The sequence below is a fragment of the Mycolicibacterium mageritense genome (genome assembly GCF_010727475.1).
Classification (GTDB): domain Bacteria; phylum Actinomycetota; class Actinomycetes; order Mycobacteriales; family Mycobacteriaceae; genus Mycobacterium; species Mycobacterium mageritense.
Genome location: NZ_AP022567.1, coordinates 2,495,102 through 2,512,584, shown reverse-complemented (window position 1 = coordinate 2,512,584; position 17,483 = coordinate 2,495,102). Strand labels below are relative to the sequence as shown.

Below are 17,483 nucleotides of genomic sequence, written 5' to 3'. Positions count from 1 at the left end.
CCTTGCCGATCAACACGATTCAGTCAGAACTACGCCTGGTCCTGCTGCTCGAGCGTGTCAGCAGCAGTTCGCAAGCCCTCTGAATAGTTGTCCAACAGTCCGGTCTTGGCATCGATCGAGCCGTCGACCCAATCCACCTGGGCGAGGTAGCCATCGCCACCGTCGGCGAACTGGCTGCCGATCTTGTCGTCGCCCCAGGCTGCGCCCTCACTGCTGAGGTTGTTCTGGAGCGTGGACAGCACGCCCTTCATCCGCGAACTCACGTCGGCCAAATGGTCGGAGGTGGCCCGCAAGCCTTCGGGTGTCACACCCAGCGGTTGGCTCATCGCTATCTCCTCACAGTGGGGGTGTAGGAAGTGTCGTCATCACCGTCGTCATCTCCGGGGCCTGCGGCAGCGGCGGATTCGGGGCGAAGTGGCGTCAGGTCCGGCATCCACTCGCGGAAGTCTGGCGCGCCTTCGACGATGTCGGACAACGCCGGGAATTTCTTGCGGCGTTCAGTCATCGGGACCAGCAGTTCCGCCGACCGCTTCCCCACGTCACGCGCCGCGGCCTGGGCCGCGGTGGTGATGTAGTCACCGAGATCGGCGAACTCGAATTCGTCCAGGTATGTCTCGTCGATCACCGTGCGGGTGACGATGCCCTGCGCGTTCACCGTCACCTCGACCGTCCCGTCGGCGACTGTGGCGCTCGCGGTGAGCGCGGCACGCTTCTTCTGGACGGCGGCCAGATCGGCCATTTGTTCCTGGGCGAGCGCCAGCACCTCGGCGAGCTCATGCCGAGCCGCGTCGTTGCTCACAGCTACCCTCCCCGGAAGCGCGCCTCCACCCCGTCAGGTGCGACATCGTGTTCGATTCTCGCAGACGTCGCAGAGCCTCGCCAGCAGCAATCTCGCCTTGATCGCACTCCGCAGGGCATGTTTGACTCCGGGCATGACTTCACGGTGGGGGCGCCGGGCGGTTGCCGCAGGTGTCAATTCGAACACGAGTGCTGTTTAGGCTGAACGCGTGTCTGTGAGCCCAGCAGATGGTGGTGACGGAAGCCGCGGTCTAGTGTCCTGCGCCGTAAATTAGTTGATTAATTGTAGAATTGGCGGGTGGGAACCAGGGGTAGGCCGGTAGTCGAGTTGGTGTTGACCGACGACGAACGTGAGACGTTGCAGCGGTGGGCCCGTCGATCGAAGTCCTCGCAGGCGTTGGCCCAACGTTGTCGGATCGTGTTGGGTTGCGCGGCAGGGAAATCCAACAAGGAAGTCGCCGCTGATGAAGGTGTGTGGCCGCAAACGGTCGGCAAATGGCGTGGACGGTTCCTGGAGGCGCGACTGGAGGGTCTGGCCGATGAGCCGCGTCCTGGTGCGCCGCGCAAGATCACCGACGAGGCGGTCGAGCAGCTGATCGTGGCCACGTTGGAGCGTCAACCCAAAGGCGCCACGCACTGGTCGCGGTCTTCGATGGCGGCTGAGACCGGGTTGTCGAAGTCAACGGTCGGACGGATCTGGAAGTCGTTCGGCCTCAAGCCGCATCAGGTGGACACCTTCAAGATCAGCAACGACCCGCAGTTCGTCGACAAGGTCCGTGACGTCGTGGGTTGTATCTGGACCCGCCGGAGAAGGCACTGGTGCTCTGCGTCGATGAAAAATCGCAGATCCAGGCCTTGGATCGCAGCGCGCCGGTCCTGCCGATGATGCCCGGCATGCCCGAGCGCCGCACCCATGACTACGTGCGGCACGGAATCACCACCTTGTTCGCCGCCCTGGATGTGGCCACCGGCGAGGTCTACGGCTCGATTCACCGCCGGCACCGCGCGATCGAGTTCAAGAAGTTCTTGACCAAGTTGGACAACACCGTGCCCGCTGACCTGGACGTCCATCTGATCTGCGACAACTACTCGACGCACAAATCGCCGACAGTAACCAAATGGCTTGCCGCCCATCCCCGATTCCACATGCACTTCACCCCGACCTACTCGTCGTGGCTCAACCAGGTCGAGCGGTGGTTCGGGTTACTCACCGACCAGAAACTGCGCCGCGGCGTTCACCGCTCAATTCAGGCCCTCGAGAAGGACATTCGCGAGTGGATCGCAGACTGGAACGACAACCCCCGCCCGTTCAACTGGACCAAGACCGCCGACGAGATCTTCGAACGACTCGGTTCATATCTTCAACGAATTCCCGGCGCAGGACACTAGTCGAAGATGCAATCAAGATCCTGCTGGGTTCGGTGCCACAAGGCTGGTCGCAGCTGCACGTCGAGTGCCTGCCGTCGGGCGCTGCGAGCGCGTACGTGGGCCTTGTGGGAACGACCAGCCACTGGCTGACGGTGCCACCTGAGGCCGCGAACGCTTTGGTTCAGTACCTGGTCAGGTCCACGACAGGAAGTCCCGGCGCGCAGCGGCTCGTGGTGGACTGCTTCCCCGACGGGCGCCTGTCGGCTCGGACCGAGCCGGTACCGGCATCGTCAGCCGGCGCCACGCAGAAGGTGGCCGGTGCCCAGCCGGCAGCTTGGCCGAAGCGTCTGCTGATCGCAGTTACGGCGATCTGCTTGATCGCCGCCGCCGTGGTGTTCACGATCGGCTGGCGCTGGTCACCGCCGCCGGAGGCCGACATCGAACGTCTGGCTCCACCGCCGCCCCGTCAACAACAGGCCTTTGACGTCATCAGCGAGTGGTTTCGCGTGTTGGCCGTACACGACACAGCGCGAGCTCAAGCGCTGAGCTGCGCCAATCCATCAGGGACCATCCTGAACGACATCGAAGCGTTGCACGGCGACTACCTTGGCGGCATCGACCACGCGGAGGCCATCGTCGATTTCCGGGACGACGGTGCACAAGTGGCGGCCAAGGTGCTGCTGCGCACCAAGCCTCTTACCGAGCGGGAGAAGGAGATCGTCGAACAACATCAACGTGAAGGCGAGGGCCTGACCCACCGCTGGATCGTGTTGGTTGATGACGGCGGCGAGATGAAGGTCTGCGGCAGTGAGTGACCGTACGCGAATTCCCTTGTGGCTGTGGACACTGGCAGTTGTCGCAATCGTTCTGCTGGTGGTGGCCGTGGTCGGCCGGTACGACGGCCCTTCAATACGCGCGATCCCGGCGGACCAGTCGATGACCGATGACCAGGCACGTGAGGTGGCCGAGAAGACGCTGCTGGTGTGGGCGCGCGAACGGAATGCCGGAAACCCGGTGAACCTGAGGGAGATGACCTGTCCCGACCCACCGGACAGCTGGGTTAGTCGGCAACTGATCGGTATCCAAGAGGGCGGCACGCCGCCGGAATGGGACATCGTCGCCCTGACGGGATTCGCCAGGGCGGGATCGACATGGACCCTCAATGGTCTGGGTCGCGATCACGGGGGCATGTTCACGCTGAAGATCGATGACGGCCGGTTGCGGGTCTGTGCCATGGGCCCTGTGCCGGTTCCGACCGATTGACGAGATAAGGGGTAGCGGTGACGGATTCGGGATCCAACTGGCCACAAGAGGGATTCCGCTGGGTGGACTCCCCCAGTGGGGGCCCGCCAGTCGCCGCGTCAACCCGCACCGCCAAGCCGCGACGTCGTTGGTGGATGCCAGTGCTGGTGATCGCAGTAGTGGTCGGACTTATCGTCGGCGGTGTGGTGGTGTGGCGCTCCGTCCGTGGAACCAACGCGCACATCGACGCCACAATCGGCACCCCCAAAGATCTGCTTATCGCGTTCTCGCTGGAAAAGAAGCCGGTGCCTGGTTGGAAGGTCAGTGCCGCGGACATCGGCCTCCCACCTGAAGTCGGGGTGGGGTCACTTTTCGCCAGCACCAAAGACAAGGCGTACTTCATCACCGACAGAACGGATTCGCAGGGCCTGTCACCGGCGGGCTGGGTCTACGGTGTCGACATCCATTCGGGCAAATTGTTGTTCCAGCCGATCGAATTGACCGGGTTTCGCGGCAATCCGCTCGGCGACTGCTACGGCAACGGCCCGGGGACTGCCGTATGCCTCGCCGAGGGCGACCCTGAAGTAGGTCTGGCGCAGTTGATCTGGATCATCGATCTCGAACAGGGCAAGGTGACGTTCACCGGCCCCACCGACCTCTTCCCACAAGGCGAGAGTGCAAGCGACAAGTACGTGGTCGCAGCGATCGGCAATTACCTGGGTGAGACGCGCCTGGTCGCCAGACGCGAGGGCGAAGGCGTCTACGGCCTGGGGCCGAACGGCGAACGAACTTGGTTTGTCCCCGGTGGGGGCAGCATCTTCAACCCCGGCTATCTGCAAGTGTCCGACATTCCGGCACAGACTGTCGCGATGCAGAACCCGCTGCCCAGCGATCCCGAGGCGCCTTACCGGATGTTCTCGGCCCTCGATGGAGCGGACCTTACGCCCACGCCACCCGAGGGCACAATCATCCGCAAAGCGTTGGTGTACAACGGCGGATTCGCCTACTCCTTCCAGGAGTCGGGCAAGGGCGACGGGCTACTCTTCTATGACACCGCCGGCCAACTCGTCGCACGCTATTGTTGGCCGTCGCTGAAGATGACGATGTCGGCGTCATCGGTGTTGATGACGATGTAGTGATGAGAACGCCCCGCTCGCTTGTGGCGAGCGGGGCGTTGGTGATCTCGGTGACGGGATCCTCGTCGCGGTGACGTGGTCGTCGCCGTGGTGACGCGGATTAGGTTCAGTCGGTTGCTGTTTCGCTGATGGCGATGCGGGCGGCTTTCTCCCCGACGATGGAATGCCCGGCGGCGAACGCGGCCGTGAGCGCGTGTAGGGCGAGGTTGTTGACCGCGCGCGGATGTCCACGGGAGGCGTTGTGGATCAGCGTCATCGCGTCATCGGCGAACAGCGCATCGGAGCGGCCGGCGATCTTGGTGTGATGCCCGATGTAGTCGGCGGTGTCGGCCGCGGTCATGCCGGGCAGGGTGTAGCGCACGGCGACGCGCTGATCTAACGCGGCCAGCACCCCCAGGCGCAGTCGGTGCCGCAGGGTGGGTTGCCCGACCAGGACGACGGCGAACGGGGAACCACTGTCCATGTCGTGGTTGGTGAGCAGCCGGATCGCTTCGAGTTGATGATTGTCGAGCAGGTGGGCTTCATCGACGACGAGGACGGGGTTGCGGCCCCGTTCGGCGTGCTCGGCGGCCAAGGCGTCGGCGGCCTGGGGAGCCAGCCGGGCGGTGTGAAACGCCGGGGTGTGCCCGAGGGTGGCCACGATGTGGGTAAGCATGCCGCGGACTCCGATGGTGGGGTTGGCGAGGTAGATGATGACGTGCCGCGCCGGATCCAAGGAGGTGGCCGCCGCGCGGATCGCGACGGTTTTGCCGGCGCCGACTTCGCCGGTGATGACCCCGATGGCGCATTGGTCCACACACCAGCCGATCCGGGCGATCGCTTCGCTGTGGCCGGGGTGGCGGTGCAGCATCGACGGGGCCAGATCCCGGCCGAACGGCATCCGGGTGAATCCCCAATGTGATTGCAGCCGTTGAATACTCACGCCGACACCCCGTCCTCGAACTCGCCATCGATGTTGTCAATGTCGGTGAGCGAGAGCTGACCGGGCAGATGATGATCACCGTAGAGGGCGTGATAGCCGATACGTTCATCGTCGCGTAGCTGCTCGTGATGGGCGGCGGCGGTCAACGCCAGGTAGTCGATCCCCGTCGTTGCCGGCGGGGTCTCGACGGTCTCGGGTCGGGCTTTCGGGTGGGCGTGGCGGGTGATGGTGTGAGGCACCGCGGCACCGAAACTCTGGCCGCCGTGGCGGACCTCGATCATCTCGAGGTCGAACGGGGAGAACACCAGCTCGACGCGGCGGCCGGCCAGGGCGGGGTCAACCCGGTAGGTGTTGGCGTGCAGGGAGACGGTGGCGGTCTTGGTCACCACCCGGAATTCCGACCACAGGAACGCCTCGGTCAGATCCGCTGCCGTCGGTAATGCCGGGGTGCGCCCGACGCGTTCCCAGCCGGTCTCCCACCGGGCCAGCGGGGATTGCCCGGTCTCCGAGTGCACCCGGCGGTGGTATTCGGTTTCCACCCACGCCATGAACAGCCGGTTGAGCTCCAACAGGGCGCCAGCATGGTCGACCCCGGCGGCGGCAAGGTCCTCGACGGTGGTGTCGGTGACCTCGACGAGGAACTGTTCGCGCACCGTCCGGAAGAACCGTTCGATTTTCCCGCGTCCTTGCGGCCGGCCGGGTGCCGAATGCACCAGCCGGATTCCGAGTTTCGCGCACGCCCGCAGCAGCCACGCATCAACAAAGGCCGAGCCGTTGTCGACGTAGACCGAGGCGGGCACGCCGCGGGCGGCCAGCGCGGGTTTCAACGCGGCGGCCAGGCGCACGGTGTCCTCGGCGAACCCGAACCGGTGCCCGACCACCAGTCGACTGTGATCATCCAGGAAGGCGAAGAGGTAGGTTTTGCGGTCTCCGACCCGCGGGCCGTGCAGGGCGTCGCCGACCCACAGCTCGTTGGGGTCGGTGGCTTCGAACCGGCCGAACACCTCACCGCTGGTCCCGGCGGCTGGGCCCATCAGTTCGCAGCGGTGGAAATGGCGCAACAACGTGGATTCCGAGGGCGCCCAGCCAGTGGCGGTGCGCAGGATACGGGCCACCTGCGCCGCGGTGCGCGAGGGGTTCTCCCGCTTCAACGACGCGGCCAACTCCAGCACCTGGACGTCGGTGCGGGTGGCCAGTCGCCGCGGTTCGGGCACCAGCGCTTCGAACCCGCCGGCCCGGTAGCGGCGGATCCAGCGGTCCAGGGTCGGTCGTGCGATCTGCACCCGGGTGCCGAACGGGTCCACATGGGTGCGCTGCGCGATCTCGCGGACCAGCCGGCCCCGCTGTTTGGTCGACAACCCCGCCTCCAGGGCGGGGCAGATCAGCTGATAGCGGAACAAGCCGATCGCCTGGGCCCGCTCCCGACGCTTGTGCTCTTCCAACGACACCGTCTCTCCTCACACAGTCAATGGCCCGGCCCGAAACTGTTTGTCGGGCAGGTGCCTTCGCGAGGATCACCGATTCCCACGTGGCGCATCAGGGGCAACTGGTGTTGTGAACGGCGCCGGTAACGCCACCGGCCAGTCCGATGCCAGCAGTCGGCCGCCGCTGACCGCGACCATCACCTGCGCCGGCGTCACCGCGCCCACCAACCCGGCCGGCCCGAACCGCTGCCCGATCGCCGCCGCCGCGGCATCGACCGCGGCCACCACGTCACCCCAGGGATAGCTCTGTTCGTCGGGGATCGTCACGTCGATCCCGATGAGCACCGCCATCTGAATGAACCGCGCCCGGATCGCCTCCAGTCGGCCGCTGGCCCGGCGCAGCCAGCCCGCACCGTGGTCGCCGGAACGTTGAGTCCAGCGGCGATCCGGCGGTGCCCCACCCCCTGTGCGCGAGCAGCCAATGCCATCCAAATCTGTTCGGCTGCATACGCTCTGCGCAGCAGCACCGTGACCGGCAACAACACATGGGTCACCAGACACGATCGGCATCGCGCCCGCCGTGGCCGAACCGCACCGGCCAGACCCAGGCCCACCACGCGGCGAGTGCGGGCGAATCCCCATCCAGCCAGCACGCCCTGCGGGCACGCCGGGCAGCGGATCTGGCCGGCCGCCAGCCGGGACTCGACGCAGACCAGATCAGCCTCTACCGTCACCATCGGTGCCTCCGTGCACTACAGCGCGGCACCCTGCGAGCCCACCAAGACTTCAGCGGGGTGCCGCGCGACCCATCAGTTCCTCGTCACACTGATGGTGCACACGACCAAGATCAACCTGGCGACCACGCCAACGGTCACATCGGCAAGCTCAATGACGGATGAGTACCTCGTGGTCGTCATCCCGAGAGACGGTCAACACGCTATCTGGACGAGAACTACGATTTGACTCCGGTGGAGAACCAGGTGATGCCGATGGCTCGGCTGCGGTCCAAACCCGCCAAATGGCAAGTATTCTCGGCGGCCGGTGATCTGGTCACCTCGATCCCGGCGCCCACACCGGGCATCTACTTCAGGGTGATCGGCGACAAGATCTACCTGGACCAGGGCGGAACCGACGACCGTTGGCAGCAATGGGATCTGTCGACCGGCGAATCCGGACCTGTCTGTCAACTTGGGCTGAGCCACGATTACGTCGGATCCGACGGTTCGATCGTGATCGTCGGCGGCGGGTTGGAGTCGAACACTGTGCGCGCCGTGGATCCCTCGACCTGCGCGATCGCCTGGGAACTCACGGAGCAGGAAACCGGAGAATGGTTGCGCTTGTGGAAAGTTGGAACCGGCCTCGTGCAGCGTACGCGCTACGAACTCACCGAACTGCGGGCCGGGTGAGACCCTGTTATGCGCCGTCGCGGAACCTGCGCAGCACGGCGACGTCATCGGCAATCAGCCGGTTGATCCGAGCAGCCAGCTGCGGTTTTGACATCGGTTGTGCCACAGTGTAATCCGGTGCATACAGGTAATCGCCGTCATCTTGTACCCGCACCCACACGACCGCATTCTTCCCGCGGTCGACTCCCCACCTGCGGGTGGGCCGCCAATGGCTTTGCACAGTCGCCAGTGCACTGATCTCGCCACGAGCGATCTTGGCGATCTCGTCGGAGTCGCGATGAGATCGGACGGAAATCCCATCGCTTTCCTCGACGGGCGACGGGGGTGCCTGGTACTCGGGGACAACGATCGCGGGGCGGTTGCCGGGAGTGACCGTGCCCATCGATTCCGCAACTGCTTCACCGAGATCGTAAGGCGACAACGAGAAGATCTCGATCACGTCAGCGTCTGTCTGCCTCGCGAAGTAGCCTTTCTCACCCATTCGGTGGGCGACGACACGAACGCTGGTCTTGTCCGCTGGGATGAACTGGACGTGGGCTTCGACGCGGATGTCCGCCCGCACGTAGGTGCCTGCCCAGTTCTGGAGAACACTCAGGTCACCGTTGTAGAACCTCTCGATCACCTTGCGGGCGTGCATCTCGAAAGCCTCGGGATCGACTGTGGACGCACGCGTCTGCATGAATGGGAACGGGATGAAATCCCGACCATGATCGCGGCTCACGACGGTGAGATCGACCACGTCGATCGAGCCGACGTGATTCATCGGGATCCTGCTCACGCCATCACCCTAACGTCGCCGTCTCCTGATACTTGCGGGGTCCGCAGGATTCTGAGGACCACGGCCGTGGCGCTCAGCTGGTACTCCGCGGCCACCAGAAGCACGATGGAATCCGCCTTCAAACCCGTTTCGGCACAATGAATCAGCCCGGCGACCTGAGTGCTGACGGCGAGGTATCCCTGGGCGACCTGGTAGTCGTACAGGGCCTCCGACCACGGCAGCCCGATCTTGTCGGCCAAGGTTCGGTACGGTTCGCCACTGCCTGTTCCATGCGGAATGAAATGAGTGATGTACTGCGGACTCAACGCCGCCGCGGAAAGTGCCGACCTCACCGCTCGAACCAGCATCCGCAGGGAATCACGGGCGTCCTCTGGGCGGTGCGCAGCAACGGCACGCTCATAGGCAGCGCGGTAATCGTCGAGTGACGCGTTCTCCCAGAAACTCTCTCGGGTCTGCCACACTCGGGCCTGACCGGGACAGCTTGCGGTCCCGTATCCGAGGATATCCGCGAACCCGTCGCCGCCGGTGAGCACGACTGCGTGCGCCACATCTGAAAACGGCTCCCCGCCCGCGGAGCGGGAGGTCGCGTAACGGTCGCCCCACGACCAGTTGTCGGCACCTGTGCACACGACTGCGCCGTCATCGCCAGAGAGCATGCTGGACGCCATGATCCACGTGGTGAGGCCCGCGGCACAGTATTGCTTGACCTCGAGCGCATTGCCTACGTTGCCGACGATGCCGTGTTGGATCCCGTGGTGGATGGGCCAACCCATCGGGCCTTGATATCCCGAACCCGCATGCAGGGTCCACCGGACGTCGGTGGACGACACCGCGGAGGCGGAGATTGCCGCCCGCCCGGCTTGTACCGCCATGTCCACCGGGGAGCGGCCGGGGGATGCGGACACTCCGCGCCATCTACCGCTGATATCCAGGGTTGGATCCGTAAGGGGCGTGGCAGGTGGCAAGAGCAGGGCCGCCGACGACAGAAACGTCACTTCTCAGCAGCTGCCGGAACAACCATCCGCGGTTCTTGTGTGTCATCGCCGACAACCGCCACCACTGCCTCGGCGTCGCCCATCACGTTCTCGCCGTTCTTCTTGCGGCGCAACGCCTTGTTCGCCTTGTGAACCGAACCGTCGGCCCCGTTGCCGCGATGCCCGGCAGCCGGTGCCCCTGCGCCCGGTGCACCCGAACCGGCACTGATACCGGATCGCGCGGCCGTGGTCGTCGCGCCGGTGCTTTTCGTGGTAGCCGCCGTTGCGGTACCGGCGTTGCGGGCCAGCGGCGACGTGCGTGCCCCCGAACCGCTGCCGCTGCCACCGCCTGCACGGCCGCCGCCACCTCCGGTGCCCTTGCCCGCACCGCTCAGCCCCTTCGGGCCGAGCCCAAGAACGCCTTCAGGCAGACCAGACGGATTCTGATTGTTGCCGAGCGCCTGATCCATGGCTTGTTTCGCCGCGTCGAGCCCCTGACTGGCAGCATCCTGTGCGGCCTTGGCCGCATCGGTCAACCCTTGGGTCGGCAAGCTGGGTGTGCTCGTCTGCGGCGTGGTCTTTTGCGGCGTGGTCTGCTGCTGCAGCTTCGTGGGATCGAAATTCGGTTTGGCCGTGGTCTTCTTGAGTCCGGAGAGGTCCGGCTTGCCCGCGCCCGAACCCTTACTGGGTGATCCGCCACCGCTGTTGGACGGCCCACCGTAGTTCGTCGGAGTGTTGGTGGGGGCGGCCGGTCCCGGCTTCTCGGGATTCTCCTTGCCACCCGTCAAGTCTGGATTCTTCGTCGCGATCTGGCCGATGTTCGAGGCGTAGTCCGACATGACGGACTGCGCGAGCGTGTCGTACTCCCGCTTGATCTGGTCCCGGTGATCGGGCCAGGAACTCATGTCGTCGTCGTAGTCACTCTTGCGGTGGACGACTTCCTTGACCACATTGCCGATGGTCGTGGCGAAGGCTGGCGCCAGATGGACCATCGCGGTGGACGATTTGGATGCGCCATCCAATTGAGCGAACGACGTGGTGATGTTCTGGTTGGCGGAATCCGCCGCCTTACCTACCCAGTTATCGTCGGAGTCCCGGATGCCTTCCAGGAAGGTCTTGTACGTCATGACGGCTTGCGACATGGTGTTCGAGATCTGTTCCCATATCGCAGCGTGCCCGTTCGTGACGTTCTCGCCGGCGTTCTTCATGTTGTCGTACACATCGGTGAATGCGACCGTGGTGTATGAGCCGGGCGCGACATTGAGGGCGTCCACCGGGTAGCCGCCGGGTACTTCGCTGAGGTCGACCTTGCCGCTGCCGTCCTTGTACTCGCCGTCGTACGTGGTCCAGTCCGTGAACATCCCGGGCAGACCCAGATTCTCCTCGCCCCAGTTGTCCAGCCATTCGGCGCCGGACTCGATGGCGTCTCCGATGTCGTCAAAGCACATGACTGCTCCGTTCTGACACAACTGTGGCGATTTTCAAAACTACCCGGACTGCACCATGCGGTTACACGCGTCGATCACGGTCTGGTTGTACGCGTCCAGGTATGCGATGTACGCCGTAAGGGTTTCGTCCAGGGTCTTGGCATTCTGCTCGAGCCCGGCTTTGGTGGCTGTTGCCGAGGGGTACGCACCGGAATCCCCGATCTGCTTCAACTCGGCGAGCTTGGTTTGTGCGGATACCAGCTCGGCGCGGAGCGCCTTGATGGCGTTTGTGTACTTGGTCTTGCCTGCTTCGGAGATTTTCAGGTCGGCATCTTTTGCCTGCCAACCCTTCATTTGATCTGTCAGTGTTTCGAGTTGGGGTTTGTCCTTACCCACGAAACTGCCTTCCTGAAGCTAGATCCTGATTCAAGCCGCGAAGCCCGGGCTTGCGGTCATGCAAGCCCGGGCCTCACGGCTACCGGTCAGAACGCAGCTGCGTTCGCCTTGTCCATCGCCTGCATGGCGTCCTGCTGATCCTGCGCCTGCTTCTGGGTGTTGACCACCGTGTTGAGCGCTTCGTCGAGCATGTTGTTGACTTCCTGGTGCGCCTGGTTCAGCGCCGTGGCGCCGTCACCTTCGTACACCGTGGACAGAGCCTGGAAGATGCTCTGGATGTCGCCGCGGACTTCCTGAATGGCGTTGGCCATTCCGGTGATGTCCTCGAGGTGCCCGGCGTTGGCGCCGAAGTTGTAAAGAATGCCGTCTGCAGCCATTGTTTCCTACCTCCCTTAGCCCTGGTCCAGGTTGGCCACCGCGCGGATGTGCTCGGAGCCCTTGTCGACGATGTTGTTCAGCGTGGAGATCAGCTGGTCGAACTCCTCGCGCTGCGCCTGCGAGACGCGCCCGTAGTTGCCCGCGGACGTGCCCTGCCAGGACGCCGAGAGCATCTGCTGCTGTGCGTCCTCGATCTGGTTGAGCTTCTGCACGGCCTGGTCGCGGGCGGAGTTGATCTGATCGATCTTCGCCTCGGCCTCGGCCGGTGTGAGGGAAACTGTCATTTCGCTACTTCTCACTTTCTGGTCGTGATCTGTTGTTGCTCATGATTTCTGCCTTTGGGCCAAGTGCCATTCCCCCTAAGGAACCCCCCATCCCTCGTCGGAAAGCTCTACCAGCTGCGCGATCGCCTGCGTGATGGCGTGATCGGAGCCGGCTTTCAGTGTGGTCCACAGTTGCCCGGCGGGAGATGCGCTGGGCGCGCCCACAATTCGACCGCGCTTCGTGTAGAAGATGCCGACGGCGGCCGGGCTGCGGACGATCCGGTCTTCTTCGGTGTTGAGCGCGTAGTAGACGATCTCGCCGAATGCCTGACGCGACGCCAGCGCCGAGCCGAGCAGCATCGCGGCCCGAGGCTCGGTTCCCAGCGCCCGGATGCGGTCGGCCAGCACGGCGGGATCGTGTGTGCCGGAGAGCTTTTCGGCCACCACATCGAGCGGCGCGCCGACCGGGGTCACGTCCGCGGCGGCGGCACGTGGCAGCTCGGCCAACAACGCGGACACCACGTCGCGTAATTCGGTGCCGTGACCGATGACGCGCAGTGTGATCTCGTGACCGATACGCCGGGCGAGGACGCCCAGCCCGCCGCGGCGCACCGCGCAGATGCGCGCCGTGCCTTCCGGCGTCACCAATCGCAGCGCCAGTTCACGGTCGGGCCGTTGCAGCGCCTGCAGGATCGGCACGAGGTCGGGCTCCACGACCCCGTCGATGATCACCTCGCGCGAAGTCAGAGCCCGGGTCGCGTTGTCGAATGCCGCGTGAAGCTTGTCGAGGGTGGCATGCCGTGGCCGTACCGCGAGCACCGTCGGGAAGCTCTGCACCCCGACGCGAGCGGCTGCCACCTGCAACTCATCGTCGGTGAGCACGAACTGGGGCTGCAGAGACGCCGTCATATCGACAGCCCCTTGTCCACGCCGATCACAGGCGGTGCCACCCAGCGATCTGACACCTGCTCGAGAGTGCGCTCCGGCTCGTCGGCGAACCCGGGAGCCTCAGGCCCCTCCGGTACCACCAACTCATCGAACACCGACGTGTTGGGGCCCCAGCTGACGTTGGACACGGTGAACGGCGCATCGCTCTGTTGCGCTGCGGGCAGCCACGAGCCTCCGGTGTCCGACAAGCCCGCACCGGGTTCGCCGCCACCGGCCAATGTGGCTGCGGGAAGCGAGGATTCGTGCTCCCGGTTGTTGTCGCCGCGGCCGTGGGCACCGGCCATCGGGCCATAGCCGCCGCCCATGCCGCTGCCACCACCAGCGCCCGTGGCCGCGACTTTCTGCAATGGCTTGGCCTCGCCGGTCGAAGCGGTGGTGTTGGCCCGGAACGGAGCTAACGGGGCAGGCGCCACACCGGCGCCCCCGGCCCCGCCGCCGCCTGCGCCGCCACCCGAGCCTTCGCCGGCCTTGGCGTCCTGCTCGGCCTTCAGCGCGTCGCCCTTGGCGACATCGGGCGGCAGCGGCTGGTCCCATGGCTGGGCCAGGGCGTTGCACGCTTCTTCGTACTGCTGCATGACGGCGGCAGCGTTGGCCTGATCAGCGGTGGCGGCTTCGTCGAACTCGGCGAACCGACCGGTGAGGATGGCGCCGTTGTATGCCGCCAGCGAGGCCATCATGTCCTGCGACGCCTTGGCCTCGATGGCCTCGGAAACACTCGGCATGGCCATGATCGCGACGGTGTTCGCGACGGCGGCTTCCTCGGCGCGTTGGCCGTTGGCCGCGGCGCTCAGGCTGATGGCCTGCAGCCACTTGCCGAACTCTTCGAGCTTGCGGGTGGCGGCTTCGGATCCCTGGCTGGCGAACGAGGCCTTGATGCGCTCCACGATCTTGTCGAAATCGGCCGACACACTTGCCAATTCATTGGCGACGCGCACCCATGCGGCACCCGCCTGCCCGACGGACGTGGGCCCCGGACCGTCGGTCAGGTCACGGGCGAGCTGCTCCGTGCTGCGCGACTCCCACGCGACATTGGTGAAACCCATGGTCTAACCCCCCTCCGGTCGAAACAACCCGCGGATTCGATTGCCAGCTAACTAGACAGCAAAGTCCTGATCGATCGCGACGACGTCGCCGGTGTGCTTGCGCAGCGTCGCAGCAACCTCGCGAACCTCGTTGATGCCCTGGTCGGACGAGCGCGTGAAGGCGGCATGCACCTCATTGAGGGTCGACGCGACCCGCTGCGACACCTCGTCACGGCCGGACGCGGTCACGGTCAGGTTGGGCGCCTCGGTCTGCATGACCTTCTCGACGCGGCTCGCGAGATCGTCGAGCTGCTTGGTCGCATCGGCGACCTCGGTGGGCTGCATCGCAAAGTCGTTGGTGTTGGCCATGTCAAAACTCCTGACTCAGATTCTCAGTTCGATGTCTGGACTGTCGTTGGGGTCGATCTCACCGATCACCGGCGGGGCCACATTGCCGAGATCCCCGACGATCTCGTCGCCCTGATCGGAGGTGTGCAGGAACGCCGCGGCATTGTGTCCGCTGCCGTCGACTCCGGCCTTGCCCGCGCCGTGGCCGGCGCCCATCATCCCGGCGCCGCCCATGCCGCCGCCGCCCATGCTCGCGCCGGACACGGACGCGGGTTTGACGGCACCCTGGACGGCGTTGGTCGATTCGGTGGTGGGCATCGACATCGGCGTCATCATGCGTGACGGGGCCACCGACGACGAGCCGCCGCCACCTCCGCCACCGTGTACTCCTCCTCCGCCGCCTCCGCCGGCCTTGCTCAGCGGAGCCATCCCGGCGCCACCGGTGCCACTGGCCGTGGACGCGGCGGTGTCGGCACCCTTCCCCGCGGCGCCGCTGAGGCTCGAGGCAAGCCCCGTCGCGGTTTCCACGCCGCTCTGCACCGCACCGGTGATGGTCTGCATGCCGGTCGACAGCCCTTCGGTCGCAACCTGCATCAGCGGTGACGCCAGGCCCGTCGCCATCTGGATCATCGGGCTGATCATGGAAGAAGCGGCCGTCGGCGCCTGTGCCAGTGCCGTCGGCGCACCGATCGCGGCGGCTTCGCCGCCCTGCGCGGCCAGCGTGGTCTGCAGCTCGGTGATGACCTCGGTGGTCATGGTGATGGCTTGGGTCGCCGCCTCGACGGCCTGGGCCTGGCCCCACGGGAAGATGATGTTGGGCCCGATGGCCGCGATCTTGGCGTTGTACTCGTCGATGATCTGCAACAACCGAATCTGGGCCTGCTGAACATCGGCCACCGACGTCGACAGGTTGGCACCCAACCCCGCGGACTGGGATGCCACCTGGGCACCGTTGGCCAGCGTCTCGCCGGTCTTGGCGGCGGCCGAGGTGCCCGAAGCCCCCGACCACATGCCCTCCATCGAGCCGAGTGCTTCTTGCACCGAGCTGGATGCGGACTCGAATGCCTTCGAGATGCCCTCGAACATCTTGGTCGGGTCGACGCTGTCGAAGATCCCGGTTCCCAACGTGCCGAGTGCGTCGAGCACAGGCTGGATCATCGCGCTGGGATCCATGGGATTCGCGGGCCCCGGCTGTCCCTCCGGCGGCGGTTCACCTGGCGGCGGTGCACCGTTGGGCAGCGGCGGGAGCCCGAGCTTGGCGAGGATGTCCTGGACCGGTTGATTCAGATAATCCGCGAGGTTCTGTTCCTGCGCGTTGATGTACGGCGTGGGATCGAACACCGGGGCAGGTGCACTGCTCCCGGGGTGGCTTGGGCTGATCGGAACCGACGGGGCTACCGGCGTCGGATTGCCCGGCGGCGCTGGAGTGGCCGGCATGGGTCAGGTGAACGAAGCGTCCGTGGCGACCGTGGACACCTTCGTAACTTCGGTCGCGGCACCGATCAAGGTGTGGTTCAGGCCGACGTCAACGGTCTGCGTGAGGTTGGTGAACATCGCCGGAAGGAATCCGTTCAGGTAGATCAACCCGATCGGCCCGATGGCGGTGGCCACCGCGCTGCTCATGGCAGCGGCATCTGCGGAGCCCGCCGCCGAGATCGTCGCACCAGCTGCACTGTTGGCCGCGTTGAACGCCTCCAGCACACCAGGAACAACCTTCATGGTGTCGGACATCGTTACCCCTCCCCGGTTACTGCCAAGTAGCTGTGGTTTTAGTCCCTTTCGGAACTATAACCCGCGCCACAAGGGGCAGCTAACACATATTTTTGTCCCACTTGTAGTCGCATCAAGGCCAAGCAAACGCTGGTTGACCTGCCGGCAAACAGATAACCGGTTCCATCACGACGGTGTCACCGTCGTTCCGTCCCACTTCGTCAGCGGGGTTTGCTGAAGTGCCGCGAGCCGGCTGTTGAACTCCTTCATCAGGTAGTTCTGCCGGTCCAGCGCGGTCTTGGCAGCGGCCTGCCCGGTCTCGATGATCAACCGGGCCAGCCCGTCCGGCCCATGTCGGTACGCGTTCTCGCCGAGCCAGATGCCCTTGAGAGTCCCGATGCCGTCGACCTCGACGCTGACCGACTGATCCCGGCTGGTGACCCGCGCGGAGATGGACTTGAGGTGCTCGTCCATCGCCTGCATCAGATCGCGCTGCTTGATGATTCGCGCGATCAACGAATCCGCCAGGCCGCCGTTCATACCGACCTCATCCACGTATCGGGCGGACCGTCCTCGTCGTCGTCGCCGCGGAACGCGGCCTCGGCCGCCGCGAGCTCGTCCTCGGTCGCGAGGTTGAAATTGCGAACCAGCTCAGAGCTGAACCCCCGCTGCGCCAATTCCCGCCGGTGTGCCACCTGGGCCCGCTTGGCCGAGAGCTGGCACAGCGTCAGGAGCTCCTGCGCCAGATCCTGCGGAGCCTGCGCAAGCGCGCGCTGGCTGAGTTTGAGCCGGATCGGCAGACCCCGTTCGGTCGTCAGTACCTGGATGTCGCCACCCGACGACCGCACCGGCCGGACCTCCATCGGCACCTCCCCAAACACTCGGACGCCGTCTAGGTGTCAACTTAGTACAATCGCAGGAGGCCGGGCTGCAGTAATTTGTC

At 65.2% G+C, this 17,483-nt stretch carries 21 protein-coding genes and 2 pseudogenes; 5 read left to right on the top strand and 18 right to left on the bottom strand.

All coding sequences use genetic code 11. The features are described from left to right. Positions 1-29 precede the first annotated feature (29 nt). Positions 30-326 (bottom strand): WXG100 family type VII secretion target, encoded by a 297-nt coding sequence (locus G6N67_RS11875; protein WP_036430483.1) that lies wholly within the window; start codon positions 324-326, stop codon positions 30-32. A gap of 2 nt (positions 327-328) precedes the next feature. After that, positions 329-799, bottom strand: coding sequence for a YbaB/EbfC family nucleoid-associated protein (locus tag G6N67_RS11870; protein WP_051578564.1), 471 nt, complete (start codon positions 797-799; stop codon positions 329-331). A 297-nt stretch (positions 800-1,096) separates the two neighbouring features. Between G6N67_RS11870 and G6N67_RS11865 the strand changes: the two are divergent. From G6N67_RS11865 to G6N67_RS11850, 4 genes and pseudogenes are all read left to right on the top strand, one after another. Then, positions 1,097-2,187, top strand: a pseudogene (locus G6N67_RS11865) (IS630 family transposase). A 290-nt stretch (positions 2,188-2,477) separates the two neighbouring features. Then, on the top strand, positions 2,478-2,981 hold the full coding sequence (locus tag G6N67_RS11860) for a hypothetical protein (RefSeq protein WP_131524616.1): 504 nt from the start codon (positions 2,478-2,480) through the stop codon (positions 2,979-2,981). Continuing rightward, positions 2,974-3,429 (top strand): hypothetical protein, encoded by a 456-nt coding sequence (locus G6N67_RS11855; RefSeq protein WP_131524614.1) that lies wholly within the window; start codon positions 2,974-2,976, stop codon positions 3,427-3,429. The genes G6N67_RS11860 and G6N67_RS11855 overlap by 8 nt, the downstream gene beginning before the upstream one ends. Positions 3,430-3,569: 140 nt before the next feature. After that, positions 3,570-4,544, top strand: a complete 975-nt coding sequence (locus G6N67_RS11850; RefSeq protein WP_131524612.1) for a 9-bladed beta-propeller domain-containing protein — start codon at positions 3,570-3,572, stop codon at positions 4,542-4,544. Positions 4,545-4,650: 106 nt separating this feature from the next. Here G6N67_RS11850 and G6N67_RS11845 read toward each other — a convergent pair whose 3' ends face one another. From G6N67_RS11845 to G6N67_RS11835, 3 genes and pseudogenes are all read right to left on the bottom strand, one after another. Then, positions 4,651-5,424: an ExeA family protein gene (locus tag G6N67_RS11845; RefSeq protein ID WP_235684132.1), complete on the bottom strand. Its 774-nt coding sequence runs from the start codon at positions 5,422-5,424 to the stop codon at positions 4,651-4,653. Between the two features lie 38 nt (positions 5,425-5,462). Further along, positions 5,463-6,914, bottom strand: a complete 1,452-nt coding sequence (locus G6N67_RS11840) for a DDE-type integrase/transposase/recombinase (protein ID WP_036430473.1) — start codon at positions 6,912-6,914, stop codon at positions 5,463-5,465. A 66-nt stretch (positions 6,915-6,980) separates the two neighbouring features. Then, a pseudogene (locus G6N67_RS11835) lies at positions 6,981-7,627 on the bottom strand (helix-turn-helix domain-containing protein). Between the two features lie 231 nt (positions 7,628-7,858). Here G6N67_RS11835 and G6N67_RS11830 point away from each other — a divergent pair. Beyond that, entirely contained in the window at positions 7,859-8,296 is a 438-nt protein-coding gene (locus G6N67_RS11830) for a 9-bladed beta-propeller domain-containing protein (protein ID WP_036430469.1), read from the top strand. 7 nt (positions 8,297-8,303) lie between these two features. Here G6N67_RS11830 and G6N67_RS11825 read toward each other — a convergent pair whose 3' ends face one another. From G6N67_RS11825 to G6N67_RS11765, 13 genes are all read right to left on the bottom strand, one after another. Continuing rightward, on the bottom strand, positions 8,304-9,074 hold the full coding sequence (locus tag G6N67_RS11825) for an ESX secretion-associated protein EspG (RefSeq protein WP_131524608.1): 771 nt from the start codon (positions 9,072-9,074) through the stop codon (positions 8,304-8,306). Beyond that, entirely contained in the window at positions 9,071-9,979 is a 909-nt protein-coding gene (locus G6N67_RS11820; protein ID WP_131524606.1) for a beta-ketoacyl-[acyl-carrier-protein] synthase family protein, read from the bottom strand. The genes G6N67_RS11825 and G6N67_RS11820 overlap by 4 nt, the downstream gene beginning before the upstream one ends. An 86-nt stretch (positions 9,980-10,065) precedes the next feature. After that, positions 10,066-11,496 (bottom strand): hypothetical protein, encoded by a 1,431-nt coding sequence (locus G6N67_RS11815; protein WP_036430465.1) that lies wholly within the window; start codon positions 11,494-11,496, stop codon positions 10,066-10,068. 39 nt (positions 11,497-11,535) lie between these two features. Then, positions 11,536-11,871 carry a hypothetical protein gene (locus G6N67_RS11810; RefSeq protein WP_131524604.1) on the bottom strand — a complete coding sequence of 112 codons (336 nt, stop codon included), beginning with the start codon at positions 11,869-11,871 and terminating at the stop codon, positions 11,536-11,538. Between the two features lie 86 nt (positions 11,872-11,957). Next, complete coding sequence (locus tag G6N67_RS11805; protein WP_036430461.1) at positions 11,958-12,248, bottom strand: hypothetical protein; 291 nt, start codon at positions 12,246-12,248, stop codon at positions 11,958-11,960. 15 nt (positions 12,249-12,263) lie between these two features. Continuing rightward, entirely contained in the window at positions 12,264-12,533 is a 270-nt protein-coding gene (locus tag G6N67_RS11800; RefSeq protein ID WP_036430459.1) for a WXG100 family type VII secretion target, read from the bottom strand. 75 nt (positions 12,534-12,608) lie between these two features. Next, the gene (locus G6N67_RS11795) at positions 12,609-13,421 is read right to left on the bottom strand and encodes an ESX secretion-associated protein EspG (RefSeq protein ID WP_036430457.1); all 813 of its coding nucleotides are present in this window, start codon (positions 13,419-13,421) and stop codon (positions 12,609-12,611) included. Further along, on the bottom strand, positions 13,418-14,503 hold the full coding sequence (locus G6N67_RS11790) for a PPE domain-containing protein (RefSeq protein WP_036430444.1): 1,086 nt from the start codon (positions 14,501-14,503) through the stop codon (positions 13,418-13,420). Before G6N67_RS11790 ends, G6N67_RS11795 begins: the two co-directional genes overlap by 4 nt. 51 nt (positions 14,504-14,554) lie before the next feature. Further along, positions 14,555-14,851, bottom strand: coding sequence for a PE family protein (locus G6N67_RS11785; protein ID WP_036430442.1), 297 nt, complete (start codon positions 14,849-14,851; stop codon positions 14,555-14,557). 15 nt (positions 14,852-14,866) lie between these two features. Continuing rightward, on the bottom strand, positions 14,867-16,267 hold the full coding sequence (locus G6N67_RS11780; protein WP_063835102.1) for a hypothetical protein: 1,401 nt from the start codon (positions 16,265-16,267) through the stop codon (positions 14,867-14,869). Positions 16,268-16,270: 3 nt separating this feature from the next. After that, positions 16,271-16,561, bottom strand: a complete 291-nt coding sequence (locus tag G6N67_RS11775; protein WP_036430440.1) for a hypothetical protein — start codon at positions 16,559-16,561, stop codon at positions 16,271-16,273. A gap of 165 nt (positions 16,562-16,726) precedes the next feature. After that, on the bottom strand, positions 16,727-17,080 hold the full coding sequence (locus tag G6N67_RS11770) for a YbaB/EbfC family nucleoid-associated protein (protein WP_036430438.1): 354 nt from the start codon (positions 17,078-17,080) through the stop codon (positions 16,727-16,729). Further along, positions 17,077-17,403 (bottom strand): hypothetical protein, encoded by a 327-nt coding sequence (locus G6N67_RS11765; protein ID WP_051578889.1) that lies wholly within the window; start codon positions 17,401-17,403, stop codon positions 17,077-17,079. The genes G6N67_RS11770 and G6N67_RS11765 overlap by 4 nt, the downstream gene beginning before the upstream one ends. Positions 17,404-17,483: the final 80 nt, after the last annotated feature.